General features: G+C 67.1%; 20 protein-coding genes. 11 read left to right on the forward strand and 9 right to left on the reverse strand.

Translation table 11 applies throughout. The features are described 5' to 3' along the window. Position 1 precedes the first annotated feature (1 nt). Positions 2-526: an HdeD family acid-resistance protein gene (locus H8F24_RS18365; protein WP_231597961.1), complete on the reverse strand. Its 525-nt coding sequence runs from the start codon at positions 524-526 to the stop codon at positions 2-4. Between the two features lie 141 nt (positions 527-667). Here H8F24_RS18365 and H8F24_RS18370 point away from each other — a divergent pair, with 141 nt between their 5' ends. From H8F24_RS18370 to H8F24_RS18405, 8 genes are all read left to right on the forward strand, one after another. Then, positions 668-1165 carry a DUF2231 domain-containing protein gene (locus H8F24_RS18370; protein WP_197156426.1) on the forward strand — a complete coding sequence of 166 codons (498 nt, stop codon included), beginning with the start codon at positions 668-670 and terminating at the stop codon, positions 1163-1165. Further along, on the forward strand, positions 1165-1788 hold the full coding sequence (locus H8F24_RS18375) for a DUF2231 domain-containing protein (RefSeq protein WP_197156428.1): 624 nt from the start codon (positions 1165-1167) through the stop codon (positions 1786-1788). The genes H8F24_RS18370 and H8F24_RS18375 overlap by 1 nt, the downstream gene beginning before the upstream one ends. Positions 1789-1845: 57 nt before the next feature. Further along, positions 1846-2796, forward strand: a complete 951-nt coding sequence (locus H8F24_RS18380; RefSeq protein ID WP_197156430.1) for a cytochrome c oxidase subunit II — start codon at positions 1846-1848, stop codon at positions 2794-2796. A 10-nt stretch (positions 2797-2806) separates the two neighbouring features. Continuing rightward, positions 2807-4498, forward strand: coding sequence for a cbb3-type cytochrome c oxidase subunit I (locus tag H8F24_RS18385; RefSeq protein ID WP_197170472.1), 1692 nt, complete (start codon positions 2807-2809; stop codon positions 4496-4498). Between the two features lie 3 nt (positions 4499-4501). Further along, a complete protein-coding gene (locus tag H8F24_RS18390) occupies positions 4502-5113 on the forward strand; it encodes a heme-copper oxidase subunit III (protein ID WP_197170473.1) in 612 nt (203 codons plus the stop codon). Then, positions 5110-6630 carry a GMC oxidoreductase gene (locus tag H8F24_RS18395; RefSeq protein WP_197170474.1) on the forward strand — a complete coding sequence of 507 codons (1521 nt, stop codon included), beginning with the start codon at positions 5110-5112 and terminating at the stop codon, positions 6628-6630. Before H8F24_RS18390 ends, H8F24_RS18395 begins: the two co-directional genes overlap by 4 nt. After that, positions 6627-9362, forward strand: coding sequence for a glucosidase (locus tag H8F24_RS18400; RefSeq protein ID WP_197170475.1), 2736 nt, complete (start codon positions 6627-6629; stop codon positions 9360-9362). Before H8F24_RS18395 ends, H8F24_RS18400 begins: the two co-directional genes overlap by 4 nt. 92 nt (positions 9363-9454) lie before the next feature. Next, on the forward strand, positions 9455-11065 hold the full coding sequence (locus tag H8F24_RS18405) for a GMC family oxidoreductase (protein WP_197170476.1): 1611 nt from the start codon (positions 9455-9457) through the stop codon (positions 11063-11065). A gap of 27 nt (positions 11066-11092) precedes the next feature. Here H8F24_RS18405 and H8F24_RS18410 read toward each other — a convergent pair whose 3' ends face one another. Continuing rightward, a complete protein-coding gene (locus tag H8F24_RS18410; protein ID WP_197170477.1) occupies positions 11093-12079 on the reverse strand; it encodes a VOC family protein in 987 nt (328 codons plus the stop codon). Then, on the reverse strand, positions 12076-13005 hold the full coding sequence (locus H8F24_RS18415) for a DMT family transporter (protein ID WP_197156444.1): 930 nt from the start codon (positions 13003-13005) through the stop codon (positions 12076-12078). Before H8F24_RS18415 ends, H8F24_RS18410 begins: the two co-directional genes overlap by 4 nt. A gap of 37 nt (positions 13006-13042) precedes the next feature. Between H8F24_RS18415 and H8F24_RS18420 the strand changes: the two genes are divergently transcribed. From H8F24_RS18420 to H8F24_RS18430, 3 genes are read left to right on the forward strand one after another with little or no spacing between them, the layout of a single operon-like run. Further along, entirely contained in the window at positions 13043-13861 is an 819-nt protein-coding gene (locus H8F24_RS18420) for an SDR family NAD(P)-dependent oxidoreductase (RefSeq protein WP_370594773.1), read from the forward strand. 17 nt (positions 13862-13878) lie between these two features. Continuing rightward, a complete protein-coding gene (locus H8F24_RS18425) occupies positions 13879-15192 on the forward strand; it encodes an NHLP bacteriocin system secretion protein (RefSeq protein WP_197170478.1) in 1314 nt (437 codons plus the stop codon). After that, entirely contained in the window at positions 15189-15455 is a 267-nt protein-coding gene (locus H8F24_RS18430) for a hypothetical protein (RefSeq protein ID WP_197159374.1), read from the forward strand. Before H8F24_RS18425 ends, H8F24_RS18430 begins: the two co-directional genes overlap by 4 nt. Here H8F24_RS18430 and H8F24_RS19810 read toward each other — a convergent pair. The 6 genes from H8F24_RS19810 to H8F24_RS18455 all read right to left on the reverse strand — a co-directional run bounded on the left by H8F24_RS19810 (position 15383) and on the right by H8F24_RS18455 (position 19626). Then, positions 15383-16198 (reverse strand): TolC family protein, encoded by an 816-nt coding sequence (locus H8F24_RS19810; protein WP_231597962.1) that lies wholly within the window; start codon positions 16196-16198, stop codon positions 15383-15385. The genes H8F24_RS18430 and H8F24_RS19810 overlap by 73 nt on opposite strands. Then, positions 16141-17067, reverse strand: a complete 927-nt coding sequence (locus H8F24_RS19815) for a TolC family protein (protein ID WP_231597963.1) — start codon at positions 17065-17067, stop codon at positions 16141-16143. The genes H8F24_RS19810 and H8F24_RS19815 overlap by 58 nt, the downstream gene beginning before the upstream one ends. Positions 17068-17138: 71 nt before the next feature. Further along, a complete protein-coding gene (locus H8F24_RS18440; protein ID WP_197156446.1) occupies positions 17139-17366 on the reverse strand; it encodes a hypothetical protein in 228 nt (75 codons plus the stop codon). A gap of 11 nt (positions 17367-17377) precedes the next feature. Beyond that, positions 17378-17623 carry a hypothetical protein gene (locus H8F24_RS18445; protein ID WP_197156448.1) on the reverse strand — a complete coding sequence of 82 codons (246 nt, stop codon included), beginning with the start codon at positions 17621-17623 and terminating at the stop codon, positions 17378-17380. Between the two features lie 4 nt (positions 17624-17627). Next, the gene (locus H8F24_RS18450) at positions 17628-18197 is read right to left on the reverse strand and encodes a DoxX family protein (protein WP_231597964.1); all 570 of its coding nucleotides are present in this window, start codon (positions 18195-18197) and stop codon (positions 17628-17630) included. A gap of 16 nt (positions 18198-18213) precedes the next feature. Continuing rightward, a complete protein-coding gene (locus H8F24_RS18455) occupies positions 18214-19626 on the reverse strand; it encodes an NAD(P)/FAD-dependent oxidoreductase (RefSeq protein ID WP_197170479.1) in 1413 nt (470 codons plus the stop codon). Positions 19627-19667 lie beyond the last annotated feature (41 nt).

The raw sequence follows: 19667 nt of genomic DNA on the forward strand, positions 1-19667 counted from the left end.
CTTACTCAGCGGCAGGGGCAGCCGTGAGCAGGTTCACCCCGGAAAAGGCCAGGGCGATACCGAACAGGGTGCCGATCGCCCAGAGGCTGTCGGCCGGCCATTCGGCGATCAGCATCACCCCCAGGATCGCCGTGACGATGCCATCCAGCAGCACCAGGCCGCGGGCCGGAGCCGCACTGCCGGCCGCCGCTGCCAGCTCCATCACACCCTCGAAGGCCAGCAGGAAACCCACGAACAGGGTGAGACTCACTTCGCTGCTCACAGGGAAGAAGAGGATCCACACGCCACCGGCCAGATAGAGCAGGCCCGACAGACCGCGCAGCACCTTGGCCTGGGTGGTGGGCACGCCACTGATGCGCAGAAACTGGGAGATACCGGCCGCCATGGCCACACCGCCGATGCCGATGGTGAGCAGGGTGGCGGAGACGAAGGGCAGCACAATCGCCAGACCGGCCGCTGCAAACAGCAGTCCGGCGGTGATCCAGCGCAGCAGGGGAGAGGCGGGAGCAGCCACAGCAATCAACAACGGCGTCTTGAAAAGCTAATCGCGGCCATCGCGACTTTCGGTGTGCAAATGCCGATGCAACTGTCGCAATCCATCACAGAGCCCGCGCTTCTTGCCAGCTCCGCGCAAGGTTGGATGTAATGCTGGCCCGTTGCTGTCCGCATGCTCGAGCTGCTGCCCCCCCTCAACGATCACAACCTCCCCTGGATGGACACGATCCATCCGATCGTTGTCCATTTCGTGATCGCCATGGCGGTGATCAGCGTGATCTTTGATTTCATCGGCGTGTTCGCCAGACGGCCCAACCTGTTCGAGGTGAGCTTCTGGAATCTGCTGGTCGCCACGGTGGCGATCTTCGTGGCGATCATCTTCGGCCAGATCGAGGCTGGCCTGGCCTCGCCCTACGGCGCCTCGCGCGACATCCTCAATCTGCACAGCACGATCGGCTGGTCGCTGGCCGCCGTGCTCGCGGTGCTGTCCGCCTGGCGCTACGTGATCCGCAGCCGGGATCCCCGCAGCCTGCCCCTGCCGTTTCTCGGAGCTGGCGCCGTGCTCGGTGTGCTCGTGGCCGTACAGGTCACCCTGGGCAACCAGCTGATCTGGATCTACGGCCTGCACACCGTGAAGGTGGTGGAAGCCCTGCGCGCCGCCCAGATCTGATGGCCCTTCTCTACCTGCCCGAACCACCACCGATCGAGCAGATTGCGGCACGCCTGGGGCCGAACGGGCTGCCCTATGCGATTCCGATTCACCCCACCTTGGTGCATTTCACGATCGGCCTGTTCGTGATCGCCATTGCCTTTGATGTGGTGGGTGCGCTCTATCCCCTTGAGAAGCGTGTGTTCCGCTTCCTGGCGCTGCCGATCACGCGCTCCGGCTTTCACGATGTGGGCTGGTACAACCTGCTGGCCTGTGCGGTGCTCAGCTTCTTCACCGTGGCGGCAGGCTTCGGCGAGATGTTGCTGGCGGTGCCGCTGCCCGATGTGACCAGCGCCCTTGGCCTGCAGAGCATGGCCACCATGGTGTGGCACGGCGTCGGCGGCGTGGCCCTGCTGCTGGTGATCGTGGCGATGACGATCTGGCGGGGTCTGCAGCGCTTTCGCTGGCGCCAGGACCTGGGCCGCCAGGTGCAATGGAGCTACCTGCTGGTCGGCCTGGGCCTGTTTGCGGTGCTGGGGTTGCACGGCACCCTCGGCGCCGAACTGGCCGCCGAATTCGGCGTGCACGTCACCGCCGATCAACTGCTGGCGGCGGGTCTCGCCCTGGGTGAGGGGCTGCCCTGATCCCCGCCTGACCCCCAAAACCTCGCCCCGTTCAGTTCCGCCCAGTCCCGCCCCGCCATGACCGACCTCTCCGCCGCCAGCGCTGGCCCGCTCCGCCCCAGGACCCTGGGATTGGTGGCGATCGCGCTGCTGCTCGATGGGGTCGCCAGCCTGCGTATGGCCGACTGGTCGCACCAGTGGCTGCCGCTGCCAGCATCAGCGGCGGCGCCCTACGTGGACGATCTCTTCGCCCTGGAAACGGGGATCGGCACCTTCATCTTCCTGGGGTGCGTGTCCGTGATCGGCTGGACGTTGCTGTTCAACCGTGCCCCCAAATACGACATGGACGACGGTGACCCGATCGAGGGGAACCTGCGGCTGGAGATCACCTGGACGATCATTCCCCTGGTGATCGTGATGCTGATCGCCTGGCACGCCATCCGCGTCAGCGACACCCTCGCCACCCTCGGCGGCAAGGTGCGCGTCACCGGCACGGCCGAAGCCATGGCGCTGGCTGAGCCGGGTGGCGTGGCAGCAGCCGGCGGCTTCGGCCCGATCGAGGTGATCGGCCGACAGTGGTCGTGGGAGTTCGTCTATCCCAACGGCGTGCACAGCACCGAACTGCACCTGCCGTTGAACCTGCGCTCCAGCTTCCACCTGATCGCCACGGATGTGATCCACGGCTTCTTCATCCCGGCCTTCCGGTTGAAGCAGGACATGATCCCCGGCAGCGTGATCGATTACAGCCTCATCCCCACCCGCGAGGGCCGTTACCGGCTGCGCGATTCGATGTTCAGCGGTGGTTACTTCTCCTCCAACCAGACCGACGTGGTGGTGGAAAGCGAGGCCAACTTCCAGCGCTGGCTGGAGCAGGCCGCCCGGCAGCCGCTGAAACCTGGCTACAACGAGGCCCGCCTGCTCTACGAGAAGCGACTGGCCGAGGGAGATCGCGGCTGGGCCACCGTGCCGCCGGCCCCACCCCCCTTGGTGCATGTGAGTACCGATCCCGCCGCCGTTCATGTGTCCTGAGCCTGCCACCATGTCGTCCTCCGTCTCGTTCGATCCGCGGGTTCTCAAGACACCCCATCCAGTGCCGGGAGCACCGGACAACTGGAAGCGATTCTTCAGCTTCAACACCGATGCCAAGGTGATCGGCATCCAGTACATCGCCACAGCCCTGTTCTATCTGCTGGTGGGGGGTGTGCTGGCGATGATCATGCGGGGTGAGCTGATCACACCACCGGCGGATCTGGTCGATCCATCCGTCTACAACGGCCTCTACACCATGCATGGAACAGTGATGCTGTTCCTGTTCCTGTTTCCGATCCTCAACGGCTTCAACAACCTGTTGATCCCGCCGATGATCGGCGCGCCGGACATGGCCTTTCCCCGCCTGAATGCCGCGGCCTTCTGGCTGTTTCCCGTCTTCGGCGTGATTCTGATGGCCAGCTTTCTGGTGCCCGGTGGACCCTCAGGCTCGGGCTGGTGGGCCTATCCGCCGCAGAGCATCCAGAACCCGCTCGGCCACTTTGTCAACGGCCAGTTCCTCTGGATCCTGGCGGTGGCCCTGTCGGGAATCTCCTCGATCATGGGGGCAATCAATTTCGTCACCACGATCATCCGCATGCGGGCCCCGGGCATGGGCTGGTTCCGCCTGCCGATCTTCTGCTGGACGGCGATGGCCGCCCAGACCATCCAGCTGGTGGGGCTGCCGGTGCTCACTGCCGGGGCGGTGCTGCTGCTGTTCGATCTCAGCTTCAGTACCAGCTTTTACCGACCGGAAGGGGGCGGGGATCCGATGCTGTATCAGCATTTCTTCTGGTTCTATTCCCACCCCGCCGTCTACGTGATGGTGCTCCCGGTGTTCGGCATCTTTTCCGAACTGTTCCCCGTTTACGCCCGCAAGCCCCTGTTCGGCTACAAGGTGGTGGCGATCGCCTCCTTCGGCATCACCGTGCTGAGCCTGATCGTGTGGGTGCACCACATGTTCTACAGCGGCACACCGCAGTGGATGCGCAACCTCTTCATGGTCACCACCATGCTGATCGCCGTTCCCACCGGCATCAAGGTGTTCGCCTGGATCGCCACGCTCTGGCGCGGCAAGCTGCGGCTCACCACGGCGATGTTGTTCTGCCTGGGCGGCCTGGTGAACTTCATCTTCGCCGGCATCACCGGTGTGATGCTGGCCACCGTGCCGGTGGATATTCATGTGGGCAACACCTACTTCGTGGTGGGCCATTTCCACACGGTGATCTTCTCCACCATCACCTTTGGGGTCTATGCCGGCATCTACCACTGGTTCCCCAAATTCACCGGCCGCATGACCTATGAGGGCCTCGGCAAACTCCATTTCGCTCTCACCTTCGTGGGTGCCCAGCTCAATTTCATCCCCATGCACTGGGCCGGGCTGATGGGCATGCCCCGCCGGGTGGCCTCCTACGACCCGGAGTTCGCCTTCGCCAACGTGCTCGCCAGCCTCGGTGCCTTCCTGCTGGGGGTAGCCATGATTCCGTTCATCCTCAACATCGTCAGCTCCTGGGCGCGCGGACCGAAGGCGCCACCCAACCCCTGGCAGGCGATCGGGCTGGAGTGGCTGCTGCCCTCACCACCGCCAGCTGAAAACTTCGAAGACGACGTTCCCACCGTGATCAGCGGCCCCTACGGCTATGGCCTGAACAAGCCCCTGGTCGAGAACGAAGCGCACTATGTCGCCCGCGCCCTGGAGGCCTGATCGATGACCCTCTCCTCACCCTTACCTGCCGACGACCCCGCCGCGGCGAGCGGCTCGCATCACGGCCATGCCAATCACACCCTGACCGGGTTCGTGATCTTCCTGCTCTCGGAGAGCGTGATCTTTCTTGCCCTGTTCGCCGGCTACGCCGTGTTCAAGATGTCGTCGCCGGTGTGGTTACCGGCTGGGGTGGAGGGGCTGGAGATCCGCGAGCCCCTGCTCAATACGGTCGTGCTGGTGAGCAGCAGCGGGGTGGCCTGGCTGGCGGAGCGTTGCCTCAAGCGCCAGCAGCTGGTGGGCTTCCGGCTGTGGTGGCTGCTCACCATGGCGATGGGCAGCTTCTTCGTCTATGGCCAGGCCGTGGAATGGCTCCACCTCGGTTTCGGTCTGGGTGATGGCATCTTTGGGAGCACCTTCTATGTGCTCACCGGCTTTCACGGCCTGCACGTGATCACGGGAATCCTGCTGATGGGCCTGATGCTGCAGCGCTCGTTCCGCCCCGGCAACTATGACCAGGGCGAAACCGGCGTGGTGGCCGTCTCGCTGTTCTGGCACTTTGTGGATGTGATCTGGATCGTGCTGTTCGTTCTGATCTACGTCTGGCAGCGCTCATGATCATCGACGACCACTTCTACGACGTTGTCATCGTCGGCAGTGGCGCCGGCGGCGGCACCCTCGCCGGTGAGCTGGCGGACGCCGGCCATTCGGTGCTGCTGCTGGAACGGGGCGGTCCCCTGCCCCTGGCCGAGCAGAACCTGGTCGATGTGGACCTGTTCCGCCGGCCCCGCTTTCACCCCGACGAACCCTGGTTCGGCAGCGACGGCGATCCGTTCGCACCGCAGATGGTCTATGCCCTGGGCGGCAACACCAAGATCTGGGGCGGTGCCCTGCAGCGGATGCGGGAGGCCGAGTTCAGCGGGCTGCCCCTGCAGGAGGGGGTCGCGCCCGACTGGGAGCTGCGCTACAGCGACCTGGCCCCCTGGTACGACCGCGCCGAAACCCTCTACCGCGTCCATGGGCGCGCCGGTCTCGATCCGTGCGAACCACCACGCCAGGGCGACTATGCCCACCCGCCCCGGCCGATCGATCCGCTGCTGGAGCAGCTGCAGCAGGGGTTGGAGCGGCAGGGGCTGCATCCCTACCCGCTGCCGCTGAGCTGGTCCACCTCGGCGCTCGATCCCAGCGGGGATGCCGAACGGTTCGGCATCGATCGGGCCACCACACAGTCGGGCTTCACCCTGCGGTACGGCGCCGAAGTGGAGACACTGCATGTCAGCCCCAGCGGCACCGAGGTGCGTGGGGTGGAGGCCCTGATCGATGGCCAGCGCTGGCTGTTCCGCGGCCATCAGATCGTGCTGGCGGCCGGTGCGGTGAACACCCCCGCCATCCTGCTGCGCTCCATCAGCGACCGCCATCCCGATGGCCTGGCCAACGGCTCCGATCAGGTGGGGCGCAACCTGATGAAGCCGCAGCTCAGCGCCCTGCTGCAGCGCGCCAGCCAACCCGGCAGCGGCAGCTACGGGCCCAGCCTGGGCCTGACGGATTACTACTGGGGCGATCGCAATGTCTCGTTCCCGCTGGGATCGATCCAGAACGGCGGCGGCGTACTTCAGGACACGCTCTTCGCCGAATCACCACCGGTGCTGTCGCTGGTGAGTCGCCTGCTGCCGGACAGCGCCCTCGAGTGGCTGGCCAAGCGCTCGGTCTGCTGGTGGGCGATGAGCGCGGTGCTGCCCGATCCCGACAACCGCATCAGCCTGCGCCGCGGCGGCAGTCTGCAGGTGAACTACCTGGCCAACAACCTGGAGGCCCACGACCGGCTGGTGTACCGCTGGCTCGACACCATGAAGAAGGTGGAGGCTGATCCCGAAACCACGGTGGTGCAGGCGGCGCCGATCTATCCCCGCGGCGAGGCGCCGCTGAGTGTGATGGGTCTGGCCTGCGGCACCTGCCGCATGGGCAGCGATCCGGCCCGGTCGGTGGTGGATCTCGATGGAGCCTGCCATCAGCTGGCCAACCTCTCGATCGCCGATGCCAGCATCCTGCCCAGTTGTCCGGCGGTGGGTCCGGGCCTCACCGTGATCGCCCTGGCCCTGCGCCTGGCCGATCGCCTCAAAGCCAGCCTGCGATGACGGAGGCCAGCGCAACCGCAACGGCCGCCGACTCCGACGCGAGCGAGGCGCGCCGCATCGCTGAACGGGATCAGGGACTGGCGCCCTGGGATCTGTGGGGGTCGTATCTGCCGGATCGCCAGTGGGGCACCGTGCGGGAAGACTATTCCGCCGATGGAGATGCCTGGCGTTCCTTTCCCCACGACCAGGCCCGCTCGCGCGTCTACCGCTGGGGGGAAGACGGTCTGCTGGGGCTGTGCGATGCCGAGTGCCGGCTCTGCTTCTCGGTGGCCCTCTGGAACGGCGTGGATCCGATCCTCAAGGAGCGGCCCTTCGGGCTCGGCAATCCGGAGGGCAACCACGGCGAAGACATCAAGGACTACTACTTCCACCTGGCCAACACGCCCACCCATGCCTTCATGCGGGGCCTGTATCGCTATCCGCAGCGGCAGTTTCCCTACCAGCAGCTGCTGGAGGAGAACGGCCGGCGCGGCCGCGATCAACCGGAATACGAACTGATCGACACCGGCATCTTCGAGGACGATCGCTACTTCGATCTCGAGATCACCTATGCCAAAGCCTCAGCCACCGACATCCTGATCCGCCTGCGGGCCGTGAACCGGGCCCGTGTGGCCGCGCCCCTGACCCTGCTGCCCACCCTCTGGCTGCGTAACACCTGGAGCTGGGGCTATCCCGAAGAGGTGGAGCATCGCCTGCAGGCCAGCGGTGATGGTCTGATCAGCGAGGCCATTCCAAACCTGGGCCGCTACGGCCTGCGCTGCGGTGAAGCGGGTCGCTGGTTGTTCACCGACAACGAAACCAACCACGCGCGTCTGTACGGCAAGCCCAATCCAACGCCCTTTCAGAAAGATGGGTTTCACCGCTATGTGATCGCGGCCGAGACGGGCGCCGTCAACCCGGCCGGCAGTGGCAGCAAAGCGGCGATCCTGCTGCAGCGCCTGCTGGAACCGGGCGAAGAGTGGGTGGTGGATCTGCGGCTGCAGGCCCTCGACGGCGCGTCGAGCGCGGCTTCGAGCGACCCGCACTCGACGGATCACGATCCCTTGCCGCCGGATCCCTTTGGGGCGGAGTTCTCGCGGTTGCTGAACCTGCGCGAGCAGCAATGGCACGACTACTTCAGCCAGTGCGCCCCCGGGCTCGGGGACGACGACCGGCGCATCTTTCTGGCGGCTTCAGCCGGTCTGCTGTGGTGCAAGAAGTACTACGGCTGGAGCGTGCTGCGCTGGCTGGAAGGTGATCCGACCCAGCCGCCCCCACCGGCGCAGCGCTGGGGCAGTGCCACGGCCGAGTGGCAGAGGTTGCATGCGCACGATGTGATTGCGATGCCCGATGCCTGGGAGTATCCCTATTTCTGCCAGTGGGATCTGATGTTCCACGCGGTGGCCTTCGCCGGCATTGATCCAACCACCGCCAAGGAGCAGTGCCTGCTGCTGCGCAGCCCCCATTACACCGCCCCCAACGCCCAGACACCGGCCTACGAATGGGCCCTGTCGGATCCAAATCCGCCGATCGGGGCCTGGGCGGCGATGCGCATCTTTCAGATCGATCGCAAGAACACCGAGGAAGCGGATTCAGCCTTCCTGGCCAGGTCGTTGCGCAAGTTGCTGCTGGAATATGGCTGGTGGGCCAACCGCAACGACCGCAGCGGCGACAACGTGTTCGACGGCGGCTTTCTGGGCCTCGATAACATCGCCGTTTTCGATCGACGCTTCCCGCTGGCCGATGGCAGCCACATCAAGCAGTGCGATGGCACCGCCTGGATGGCCTCGCTGAGCCTCAATCTGCTGCAGATCGCGGTGGAACTCAGCCGGGAGCAACCGGATGTGGCTGATCTCTGCGAGCGCTTCGTGGTGGATTATGTGCAGCTCGCCATCGCGCTCAATTCCCAGGACGACAACAGCGTGCTCAGCTGGGATGAGCAGGATGGCTTCTATTACGACGTGATCCAGCGGCCCGATGGCAGCTTTGATTATCTGCGCAGCCGCTCGATCACCGGCCTGATCCCCCTGCTGGCCGTGACCAGTTTCGATGTGGAGACCGTGCTGCGTCTGCCGGTGCTGGATGTGCGCAACACCCTGGCCTGGCTGATTCATGAGCGCACCACTCCGGCCTGGGTGGCGGAGCATCTGGGCCTCTGGAACAACGACCGGATCCTGTTCGCCCTGGTGCCCCGCGAACGGTTGCAGCGCATCTGCGAACGGCTGTTCGACGAAGATGAATTTCTTTCACCCCACGGCATCCGCTCCCTCTCCAAGGTCTACGGCGAGCACCCTTACACCTATTGCGAAGCTGGTGAAAGCCAGACCCTGGCCTATGCACCGGCCGACAGTCCGGTGGCGATGTTCGGCGGCAATTCCAACTGGCGCGGGCCGGTGTGGGTGCCGATCAACTATCTGCTGATCGAGGCACTCCAGAAGTTCGCCCACTTCTATGGCGACAGTTTCCAGGTGGAATTCCCGACCCGCTCGGGGCGCTGGCTGAATCTCTGGCAGGTGTCGCTGGAGCTGGAGAAGCGCCTGGTGGGCCTGTTCCGGCTCGGAGACGATGGCGCCCGGCCCTTCTGGGGAGACACGCCCAGCTTCCGCAACGATCCCCGCTGGCGCGACCTGATCCAGTTCAACGAATACTTTGATGGGGATAACGGCCGCGGCATCGGCGCCTCCCATCAGACTGGCTGGACGGCGATGGTCTGCAAGATGCTGGTACAGCTGGCCCGCTATCCGGAGAGCTGAGCTGGACAGCCCAATGATCCCACCATTCCTGCCAGAGCAGCCTCAGCTCACCGCACTGTTCCCTCTCCACCGATCCCCCTGCTCCCATGGAGATGACCGGTCCGTCCCTGCACACCTCAGCCCTGCCTGATCCGCGCCAGTTGATCGTGAACAATGGCGATCACTTCGATGTGGTGATCATCGGCAGCGGCGCCGGTGGCGGCACCCTGGCCCGCCATCTGGCGACGACTGGCCTGCGGATTCTGGTGCTGGAGCGCGGCGACTGGCTGCCGCAGGAGCCCCAGAACTGGGATGCCGAGGAGGTGTTTCAGAAAGGCCGTTACGTCTCGAAAGACACCTGGTTCGACAAGCGGGGCCAGCCCTTTCAACCCGGCAGTCACTACATGGTGGGGGGTGCCACGAAGATGTACGGCGCCGCCCACTTCCGCCTGCGGGAGCAGGACTTCGAGGCCCTGACCCATCACGACGGCCTGTCGCCGGCCTGGCCGTTGCGCTACGCCGACTTTGAGCCTTTCTACCAACGGGCCGAGCAGCTGTATCACGTGCACGGCATGCGCGGTGAGGATCCCACCGAGCCGCCCGCCAGCGGTCCCTATCCCCATCCGCCGGTGGCCCATGAGCCACGCATGCAGCGGCTGGTGGATGATCTGAAATCGGCGGGACTGCATCCGTTTCATGCCCCCAGCGGCGTGCTGCTCGATGAAGCCAACATGGCTTTCAGCCGCTGCCGCAAGTGCAACTGCTGCGACGGTTTTCCCTGCCTGATGCACGCCAAGTCCGATGCCGAGGTGATCGGCATCCGTCCGGCCCTGGCCGCCGCCACGGTGTCGTTGCTGACCCGCGCCCACGTGCAGCGTCTGCTCACCGATGCCACGGGCCGCAGCATCACAGCGGTGGAGCTTGAGCGGGATGGGGAGCCGATGCGGGTGAGCGGCGATGTGGTGGTGGTGAGCTGCGGCGCCGCCAACAGCGCCCGCCTGTTGCTGCAATCGGCCAATGACCAGCACCCCCAGGGGCTGGCCAACGGTTCCGATCAGGTGGGCCGCAATTACATGTTCCACAACAGCAAGGCGATGGTGGCCCTGGCCCATGAGCCCAACACCACCGTGTTTCAGAAAACGGTGTCGATCAACGACTGGTATCTCGGCGATGCCGAGTTCGCCTACCCGATGGGCAATATCCAGATGACCGGCAAGACGAACGGCGCGATCATGAAGGGCTATGCGCCCCTGGAAACCTTCCTGATGCCGGGCTGGTCGATGGACCGGATCGCGGCACACGCACTCGATTTCTGGATCTCCTCGGAAGATCTGCCCCACCCCGACAACCGGGTCACGGTGGATAGCCAGGGCCACATCCACCTCAGCTACACGCCCAACAACCAGAGCGCCGCCAAGCACCTCTCCGACCGGCTCACCGGCCTGCTGGAGCGCCTCTACCTGCGCAAGCATCTGGTGGAGCGGCAGATCTACATCAAGAGCGCCATGTCGATCGCGGCGGTGGGGCACCAGGCCGGCACCTGCCGCTTCGGTTCCGATCCGGCCAGTTCCGTGCTGGATCTGAACTGCAAAGCCCACGAGCTCGACAACCTCTACGTGGTGGATACCAGCTTCATGCCCAGCATCGGCGCCGTGAATCCATCCCTCACCGCCATCGCCAACGCCCTGCGGGTGGGGGATCACCTGATCGAACGGCTGCGCTGAAATCCCTGCCCCCCCCCCCGAAAACGCTCACTCCAAGACAATCAACTCATGGCCATCGGGATCAGCCAGCCTCAATCCCCGCTGCCAAGGGGGGAGAGCCTCGCCCAGGTCGAGCACCCCGGCTGACAGCAGCTGGCCGCCGTAAGCAGCCACCTGGGCAGCCACCGGGTCAAGATCGCTGACCGCCAGACGGATGTGCCAGTGGGCCAGGTCCTGCAGGGCCTGATCGGCCGGCATCGGCCGCCCCCGGTTGGGCGGCTGGTAATCCAGGGTCTCGATGCCCATGCCCTGTGGGCAGCGCAGGGGCGTGATCGTCACCCTCGTCTCCCGGAGGCCGTCGAGCCGATCCTGCTCCGGGCCACTGTTGTCGCCGCTGGGCAGCGCCTCCAGGCCGAGCACGGCGGCGTAGAAGGCGCGGCTGCGGGCCGTGTCCGCGATGGCGATGGCGCTGTGATCGATGCCGAGCAGCCTCGGGAGGGGGCCGGGGCAAGGCTGGTGCCAGCGGCCATCGCCCTTGCCGGCCGGGAACTGCAGCAGCTCGAGGTTATGGCCATCAGCATCGCGGAATTTGAACGCCCGGATGCCGGCGGCGGCGGTGTTCCAGTCCGGCAGGCGCTGGGGGGCCTCCGACACGGCCGTGAGCGAGCCATTGGCCAGCAACGGTTGCAGGTGCCCGTGCAGGGTTTCGAGATCGGGCGTCACCAGGCAGAGGTGCTGGAACCAGAGATCACAGCTGCGCGATTCGGGAGGGATCGCACGGCCTGGCCGCTGGCCCGCACCGGGATCCAGCACCTGCAGCAGATCCAGCCGCTCCTGCCCCACCCCCAGCCGCAGGCGGCGCAGCTGGCCCTGGCCCAGCCCCAGCAATGCGGCCTCAGCGCCCCCCTGGATGCAGTCCTGCCCCAGCAGCGTGAAGCCCAGGCTGTCGCAGAAGAAGGCTGCGCTGCGCTCGGCATCGCGGCAGGTGAAGGCGACGGACTGGATCTGCGGCCGGGGGCAGATGGAGGGGCTCATGATTCGGTGCCCGCCGCGGGGTGAACGGATACGGCGGGCCGCTGCAGCACGATGCTGAGCACGCCCCCCAGGGTGATCAGCGCGGTGCCGAACCACACCGGTGGGGTGGGTTGTTCGGCAAACCAGATCCAGCCGATCAGACCGGCAAACACGACCGAGGAATATTGAAAAGCGCCGATCGCCCCCGGTTCGGCATAGGTGTAGGCCTTGATCAACAGGAACTGAAAACAGGCCAGGCAAGCTCCCGAGGCCACGACCGTGGCCCACTGCGCTGGGTCAATACCGCTGAGCAATGCTGCGCCAACGCCTGGCGGCCGCAAGGGGCCGAGCACCGCCAGGGTGGCGCCGATGCTGCCGATGATCAGGAAGTAGGCCATCTGGGTGAGCGGCGATTCGCTGCGGTCCAGCCGTTTCACGGCCAGAAACTCCACCGCGCAGAGCAGACCGGCCGCCAGCCCGAGCAGATCACCGGGACGGGTGAGCAGTGACGCATTCGGCTGCACCACGATCACCATCCCGGCGAAGCCGATCGCGAGGCACCCCCAGAGGGCGCGGGGCACCTGCTGACCGAGCACCAGCAAGGCCAGCAGGGGGATGAACAGTGGCGTGGTGTTCAGCAGCACATTGGCATTGACCAGATTCACCAGCCGAGCCGCGGTGATGAACAGGAAGAATCCAGCCAGACCGGTGCAGCTGCGCAGCACATGCAGATGCAGAACGGTCGTGCGCAGATCCCGCCCGCCCCGCAAGAGCAGCCAGGGCAGGATCAGCCCAAGGGCGATCACGAAGGTGAGCCAGGTGAACTGCATCGCCCCCATGCCGCTGCCGAGGGCCTTGCCGAAGGCGCTCTGGGCGGTGTTGGCCAGAAAGGCCAGCACCAGAAGGCCGGAACCCAGCATCAACGAGCCCATTGTGGTCTCCGCCATCGCCCCATGCTTAGCGTCAAGGGCATCCCTGTCACCCGTGGGTACTGTGACCAACACCGCCAATCCTGAAGCCGCCCGCAGCCTGGCCCACCTGTTGGAAGGGAAGGTGGCGATCGTCACTGGCGGGAACAGCGGCATCGGCAAGGCGATCGTGGAAGCCCTGGCCCATCGCGGCGCCAAGGTGGTGATCGACTACCGCTCCCATCCCGAAGCCACCGAGGAGATCGAACGGGAGATCGGAGCCTTCGGCGGCAGCAGCTATGGGGTGCAGGCGGATGTCTCGAAGCTCGACGATCTCCAGCGCCTGGTGAAGGCAGCGGTGGAGAAATACGGCCGCCTGGATGTGATGGTCAACAATGCCGGCATCGAAACCCGCACCTCGATTCTCACCACCACACCCGACGACTACGACAAGGTGCTCGATGTGAACCTGCGCGGTGTGTTCTTCGCCACCCAGTACGCCGCCCAGCAGATGATCGCCCAGGGCGGCGGCGGCCGCATCATCAACATCTCCTCGGTGCACGAAGACTGGCCGATGCCGAACAACACCCCCTACTGCCTGGCCAAGGGGGGCGTCCGCATGCTCACCCGCACCGCCGCCCTGGAACTGGCCCCCCACGGCATCACCTTGGTGAACGTGGGGCCCGGAGCTGTGGCCACCCCGATCAACGACTCCACGATGAACAACCCGGAACTGCTGGCCAAACTGGATGCCGCCATTCCCCTGGGGCGCATGGCGCAGCCGGAGGAAGTGGCCAATGTGGTGGCCTTCCTGGCCAGCGACGACGCCAGTTACATCACCGCCACCACGATCTTCGCCGATGGCGGCATCATGCAGAGCAGCCCGGGCCTCTGAATCGGAAGCAGCGACAGATGACGCGCGGTTGGCTGGGGCGCCAGGTCGCCGATCCGGAGGGGCAGGTGCTGCTGGCCCAGGGAGGGGTCGCCCTGCTCACGGCGGCCTGGGTGCTGTTCTGGCCGGTGCCCACCGAGGTGCGGGGCCGGGGGGTGTTCATCGTGCCCAACGCCGCCCGGGTGGTGGACGCCCGCGCTGAGGGTCAGATCCTGGCCATCCCGGTGCGGGCGGGAGAGCGGGTGCGGCGCGGCACCGTGCTGTTCCGCCTCGACCTGCCGGCCCTGGAACAGGAGGTACAGCGACAGGAGCGGGATCTGCGTGAGCTCCAGAGCATCGATGCCGACCTGAGCCGCCGCGACCGGCTCCGGCTGGCGGCGGCGGGGCGGGTGCGGGACACGGCGCTGGCCAACCTGCGGCGGGAGGAGGAGCGACTGGGGGCGCTGCGCCGCACCTACGACCAGAAGGCGGCCGATTTCCAGCTGCTGGCCCAGCGACGGGTGGTCGCCCCCCTTGCCGAGGAGGTGGTGGCCACCGAAGACCGCAGCACCCAGCTGGCGGTGGCGATCGAGACCGTGCGCATCCGCGAGAAGGAGGCCCTTGATGCCTTCGAGAAGGTGAAGCTCGAGATCGAAACGGAGCGGCAACGGCGCCGCTACGGGATCGAGGACAGTCGCCGCAGCCTGCGGGTGCTGCGTGCCCGCCTGGCCTACGAGAGCACCCTGCTGGCGGATCGTGATGGCACCCTGCTGGATCTGCAGGTGGTGCGGGGACAGTCGGTCAAACCGGGCCAGCGGCTCGGCACCCTGGCCGAGGGTGAGGAGGGCCCCCTGAAGGCCGTGGCCTACTTCGCCCCGGCCGATGCCCGCCGGCTGCGGCCGCCGCTGCCGATGGAGGTGGTGCCCGACTGGGATGAGCGAGGCCGCTTCGGGGGGATCACCGGCCAGGTGAAGCAGGTGGGGCTGCTGCCGGCCACCCGGGAGGATATCGACACCACCCTGGGCAATCCCCAGCTGGCCGAGGCGCTGGGGGGAGGCGGCCCGGTGATGCGGGTCGACATCCTGCTCAACTCTGACGACCGCACGGCCCCCAACAGCACTGACCCCGACAGCACGGCCCCCAGCTCTGCCGGTTACCGCTGGACCCTCTCACGCGGCAGCACGGTGTTCCCGATCCGGGCCGGGCTCACCCTGCGGGCCCATGGCTACGTGGAATGGCGCACGCCGATCAGCTATCTCCTACCGGTGTTCCGCGATCTCACCGGCTCCTACCGCAACCTCGGCCAGGAGCGCCAGGACGTGCCGGCCCTGCGCCAGAAGGGATCCTTGCCATGAAGCTGTCCAACTCGCCGCTGGGCCGGGAACTGCCGCTGCTGATCGTGGAGATCGCCCTGCTGGTGGTGCTGCTGCATGCCAACGCTCCGGAGGTGTGGTTCTGGTTTGCGGTGTTGCTGCTGCTGTTGCTCTGGCGCTTCCTGGCCTGGCAGACGCGGCGCGTCCAGCGCTCCAGGGCGCCGCAGGGGCCTCAGGAGCCTGTCGACTCCCCGGCGGCAGCGGCCGGCAGCACCAGCGGCAACGACACCGGGGCGCCGGGCTGATCCGGAACCGGCAGCAGCTCCCGCAGCAGCTGGGCGTAGCTGCCGTTGGCCAGGGTGATCGATTCGGCCACCCCCTCCATCGCCTGGGTGAGCAGGCGGATCGTGTCGCTCACATCGGTGTAGTTGGCCAGCCCGAGCTGGTAGCGGGCCCGCACATCCCGGAAGGCCTCGCGGGCGGAGCCATAGGAGGCCCGTGCCGCCAGGATCTGCTCAAGGGCGGCGCGGTGTTCGAAGAAGGCGGCCTCCACCCGCTGGCGAATGGCATTGCGCCCCTCGGCCAGCGCCTGGGTGGTGCGTTCAGCGGCAGCTCGGCTCGCTCCGGCGGCTCCGCTGCTCACCCCGGCGTCAAACAGGCGCCAGCGCAGCTCCAGCCCCGCCTCCCAGGCGCCGTTCTGCTGATAGAGCTGCGGGATGTTGGTGGCCGCGCAGCAGCCGCGCAGCTCGATCTCGGGTTTGTCCGCAATCCCCTCGCCGTAGCCGGCCCTGGCATAGAGGCGCAACTGCGGCAGCAACTCGGCGGCACGGCGGTCGGCCTGGCGCAGCAGGGCCTGACGGGCAGCCTGCAGGGCGAGCAGTTCCGGGTTATCGCGGAAGCCCGCCACCACGGTGCGCTCCAGATCCAGGGGCCAGGGGGGCTGCAGCCGCACCGCCTCCGGTGTGGTGAGCGTCACCGTGAAGGGCACGTTCAGCAGGTTGCTGAGCTGGCGCTGGCGGCTGCGCCACTGGGCTTCGGTCTGGGCCAACCGGAAACGGCTCTGCTGCAGGGAGGCCTCGGCCCGCAGCCGATCTCGAGCCGGGGCACCAGGCCGCTGCCCTCCAGGGCGATCACCTCCGCCAAGACAGCCCGATCGCTCTCGACCACGGCCTGGCGGATTCGCCGCAGCTGCTGGGCGAGCTGGAGGGAATAGAAGCTGAGGCTCACCTCCAGTTGCAGCTGGCGCAGACGGTTGGCGTAGCGGTGTTCAGCGGCCTCAAGCTCCTGGCGATTCTCCGCCAGAGCCGCGCCCCGCTCGAAGTTGACCAGGTCCCAGCGCAGCGCCAGAGCGGCGGTGCCCAGCAGCCGGTTTTCCCGGATCCGGTTCCAGCCGTTTGGATCCACCAGGAAGGGGGATCCGGCTGGGTAAAGACCAGCGTTGTCCTGCCACACCTTGTTGTAACTGGCCATCTGGCGGCCGCCGCCGCCGAGCTCCAGCCACAGCTCCGGCCAGAAGCGGCCGCGCACCGAGCGGAGCCACTGGCGGCGCTCCTGCACGCTGGCAACCTCCTGGGCCAGGGCCGGGCTGTTGCGCAGGGCCAGCGCCAGGGCAACGGGCAGGCTGAGGCGCGCCTCCTGCTCGATCGTCACGGCAGCGGCGGCGGCTGGAATCGTTGCCGCTGCCGGGGCGGCCAATTGCTCAAGCAGGCCCCGCTCGGCGGGGCTGAGACCATCGCCACCGGCCGGGCCGGGCGGAGCGGCGGGGTCGACCGCATCGGCGGGCACCACCTGATCCAGGGCAGCGGCATCTCGCTCGAAGCGCTCCAGGCTGCGCAGCAACAGCTCCGAGGGGGGCGGCAGGCCTGCGCGCCCCGCCTCCGCCAGACCCGGGGCCAGAAGCACTGGTGCGATCAGCACCTGTGCGATCAGCCCGGACAGCAACCAGCCACGGCGGCGGCGAGGGTGGCACTCCTTCCCGCCAGCGTCGATCACGACCGCGGCGGCGTGCCAGGGCCGCTGGAGCCATCGCGGGACGCTCCGGCCACCATCGCGCTGGTGCGGGCCAGGCAGCCGATCGAGAAACAGATGGCCCCACTGCCGAACAGCCCCCAGTCCCAGCGGAGGCTGGTGTCCCGTTGCCGCAGGGCCAGCAGCACCACCAGAGCCGCCGCCAGCCAGGGCAGGGTGACCACCAGGAGCAACCGGTTCGGGAGCATCGGGCAGGGGATCAGCGGGAGGTGAGACGTTCGAGCATCCGGCGCTCCTCGGCCAGGCGCTGATTGGCCCGGGCCAGCTCCCAGGAGAGCTTGGCCACACAGCCGATCGAGAAGCAGATCATCGCGCTTCCCACCAGGCCCCAGCCATGGGGGTGGAGGCTTTCGTCGTCGGCGCGAAGCAGACGCACGGCCAGGACCGCCACAAGACTGGAGGCGGCCCAGGGGCCATACACCCAGAAGCGGAGCGACGCGGGCATGGGCTCAGTCGAGGGCCGCCTCGATCAGGTCGGCGATCAGCAGATTGTCGAGCGACAGGGCACCGCCGCCGCTGCAGATCAGAACCAGGGCCATCACCACATAGACGGCGGCCTTCTCCCAGCTGGGCGGCTCCCCCACCCCCCCGGGCCCGGCGTAGTCACCGGGAGGAATCTGGTAGGGATCCGGGGCGATGAAGGGCGTGCCCTTGGCGATCTCCAGCACCATCGCGTAGGCCATTGACACCAGGATGGCGAGGGCCGCCAGGGGCGTGAACAGCCCCGGCAGCAGGGCGATGCCCGAGCCCCACATCGAGAAGGCGGAGAGGAAGCAGAGCCACACCGGCGTGTTCAGCGCTCGCGCCCAGGTATCGAGATGGCGAAGCTTGGGCCAGCCGTGGCGGATGAAGGCCACCCCCAGGAAAAGGCGCAGCAGCAACAGGGCCCAGGGCAACAAGCCGGAATCCCCAGCCAGCCAGACAGCAGCGGTGGCGAGCCAGGCCGGCAGGGCCACCGGCAGCCATTCAAGGATGGTGAGCTCCATGGCGCTCAGGGGGTGGCCCGGATCTGCCGCCACCGTAGGGAGAACCCGCTCACCCTGCAGCCTCTGGGCTGCTTTCCGCTGCGTTGGAGGCCTTCCCCTGCGCCTCTCGCCGCTCCAGCCCCACCTCCACCTGCAGGTGCTGATTGGCGCGGCCGGTGATCAGCAGGGAGGCGCGCTCACGGGTGGCGATCTGCCAGAGCCATTTGGTGAGCAGGGTCAGCCGGTTCTCGCTGTCCGGCATGAAGGCCAGGTGGGCCAGGCCCCAGAGCAGCCAACCGATGGGACCGCTCACCCGCAGGCCGCGCAGGTCGGCCACGGCATTGAAGGGCCCCAGCACCGCCATGCTGCCCAGATCCAGCCACTGGAACGGGGCCTGGCGACTGCCGCGGCTGATCGCCAGCAGATCGCGGGCCACCCAGCCGCCCATCTGCACAGCGGGGCCGGCCATGCCCGGCAGCGGCTTGCCATCGGCGGTGTGGCTGTAGGAGCAGAGATCTCCCACCACACGGATCTGCGGGTGTCCCGGCACGGAGAAATCCGGCTCCACCACCACCCGGCCGCCCCGATCCACCGGGCAGCCACAGCGTTCCGCCAACAACCGGCCCAGGTGGGAGGCACGCACACCGGCGGTCCAGCAGATCGTGGCCGCCTCAAGGATCTGCTCGCCGGCGGCCGTGCCCACCACCACCCGGTCCGCCTCGATCTTCTGCACCCGCCCGCCCAGCAGCAGCTCGACCCCCACGTTGCGCAGGTAGTCGCCCGCCTTGCTCGACAGGCTCGGATGCATGGCCCGCAGCAGCCGATCGCCAGGATCCACCAGGGTGACGCGGGTGTCGGCCGGATCGAGCTGGCGGAAATCCCGGGCGATCGCATGGCCCATCAGCGCGATCACAGAGCCAGCCAGTTCACAGCCGCTGGGACCGCCGCCGATCACCACCACAGACTGCAGCAGGCGGCGGCGCTCCGGATCGGGGGTCTGCTCCGCCTCCTCCATGGCCTCCAGCAGGCGACGGCGGATCTCATCGGCGTGCTCGAGGATCTTCATCGGTGGCGCCAGTGGGCGCCACTCCTCATGGCCGAAGTAGGTGCTGCCCGATCCGGCGGCCAGGATGAGGTGGTCGTAGCGGTAGCGGCGATCGTTGAACACCACCTCCTGCGCCACCGGATCGAGATCCACCACCTCCCCCAGCAGCACCTGCACGTTGGGGGCCTGCCCCACCATCTGCCGCAGCGGTGAGGCCACATCCGCCTCGGACACCAGGCCCGTGGCCACCTGGTAAAGCAGCGGCTGGAAGAGGTTGAAGTTGCGCTTGTCGATCAGCGTGACCCGCACCGGCTGGCGGGCCAGCACGTGGGCCGCCTTGAGACCGGCGAAGCCTCCACCCACGATCACCACGTGCGGGCAATCCTTGAGGCTGGCGTCGGCGGGCTCGAGTTCCAGGAAGAAGCGTTCCATCACCATCGACGCACAGCCACTGGGCGCAACCTATTCACGCCATCCGG

The sequence above is a fragment of the Synechococcus sp. CBW1002 genome (assembly GCF_015840915.1).
Classification (GTDB): domain Bacteria; phylum Cyanobacteriota; class Cyanobacteriia; order PCC-6307; family Cyanobiaceae; genus CBW1002.

Bases quoted from the DNA above. Each gene is read 5' to 3' on its own strand.
- H8F24_RS18425 (WP_197170478.1), top strand. From the start codon at position 13,879: ATGACGCGCGGTTGGCTGGGGCGCCAGGTCGCCGATCCGGAGGGGCAG.
- H8F24_RS18395 (WP_197170474.1), top strand. From the start codon at position 5,110: ATGATCATCGACGACCACTTCTACGACGTTGTCATCGTCGGCAGTGGC.
- H8F24_RS18380 (WP_197156430.1), top strand. From the start codon at position 1,846: ATGACCGACCTCTCCGCCGCCAGCGCTGGCCCGCTCCGCCCCAGGACC.
- H8F24_RS18455 (WP_197170479.1), bottom strand. From the start codon at position 19,626: ATGGTGATGGAACGCTTCTTCCTGGAACTCGAGCCCGCCGACGCCAGC.
- H8F24_RS18390 (WP_197170473.1), top strand. From the start codon at position 4,502: ATGACCCTCTCCTCACCCTTACCTGCCGACGACCCCGCCGCGGCGAGC.
- H8F24_RS18410 (WP_197170477.1), bottom strand. From the start codon at position 12,079: ATGAGCCCCTCCATCTGCCCCCGGCCGCAGATCCAGTCCGTCGCCTTC.
- H8F24_RS18375 (WP_197156428.1), top strand. From the start codon at position 1,165: ATGGCCCTTCTCTACCTGCCCGAACCACCACCGATCGAGCAGATTGCG.
- H8F24_RS18370 (WP_197156426.1), top strand. From the start codon at position 668: ATGCTCGAGCTGCTGCCCCCCCTCAACGATCACAACCTCCCCTGGATG.
- H8F24_RS18385 (WP_197170472.1), top strand. From the start codon at position 2,807: ATGTCGTCCTCCGTCTCGTTCGATCCGCGGGTTCTCAAGACACCCCAT.
- H8F24_RS18415 (WP_197156444.1), bottom strand. From the start codon at position 13,005: ATGGCGGAGACCACAATGGGCTCGTTGATGCTGGGTTCCGGCCTTCTG.
- H8F24_RS18405 (WP_197170476.1), top strand. From the start codon at position 9,455: ATGACCGGTCCGTCCCTGCACACCTCAGCCCTGCCTGATCCGCGCCAG.
- H8F24_RS18445 (WP_197156448.1), bottom strand. From the start codon at position 17,623: ATGCCCGCGTCGCTCCGCTTCTGGGTGTATGGCCCCTGGGCCGCCTCC.
- H8F24_RS18400 (WP_197170475.1), top strand. From the start codon at position 6,627: ATGACGGAGGCCAGCGCAACCGCAACGGCCGCCGACTCCGACGCGAGC.
- H8F24_RS18440 (WP_197156446.1), bottom strand. From the start codon at position 17,366: ATGCTCCCGAACCGGTTGCTCCTGGTGGTCACCCTGCCCTGGCTGGCG.
- H8F24_RS18430 (WP_197159374.1), top strand. From the start codon at position 15,189: ATGAAGCTGTCCAACTCGCCGCTGGGCCGGGAACTGCCGCTGCTGATC.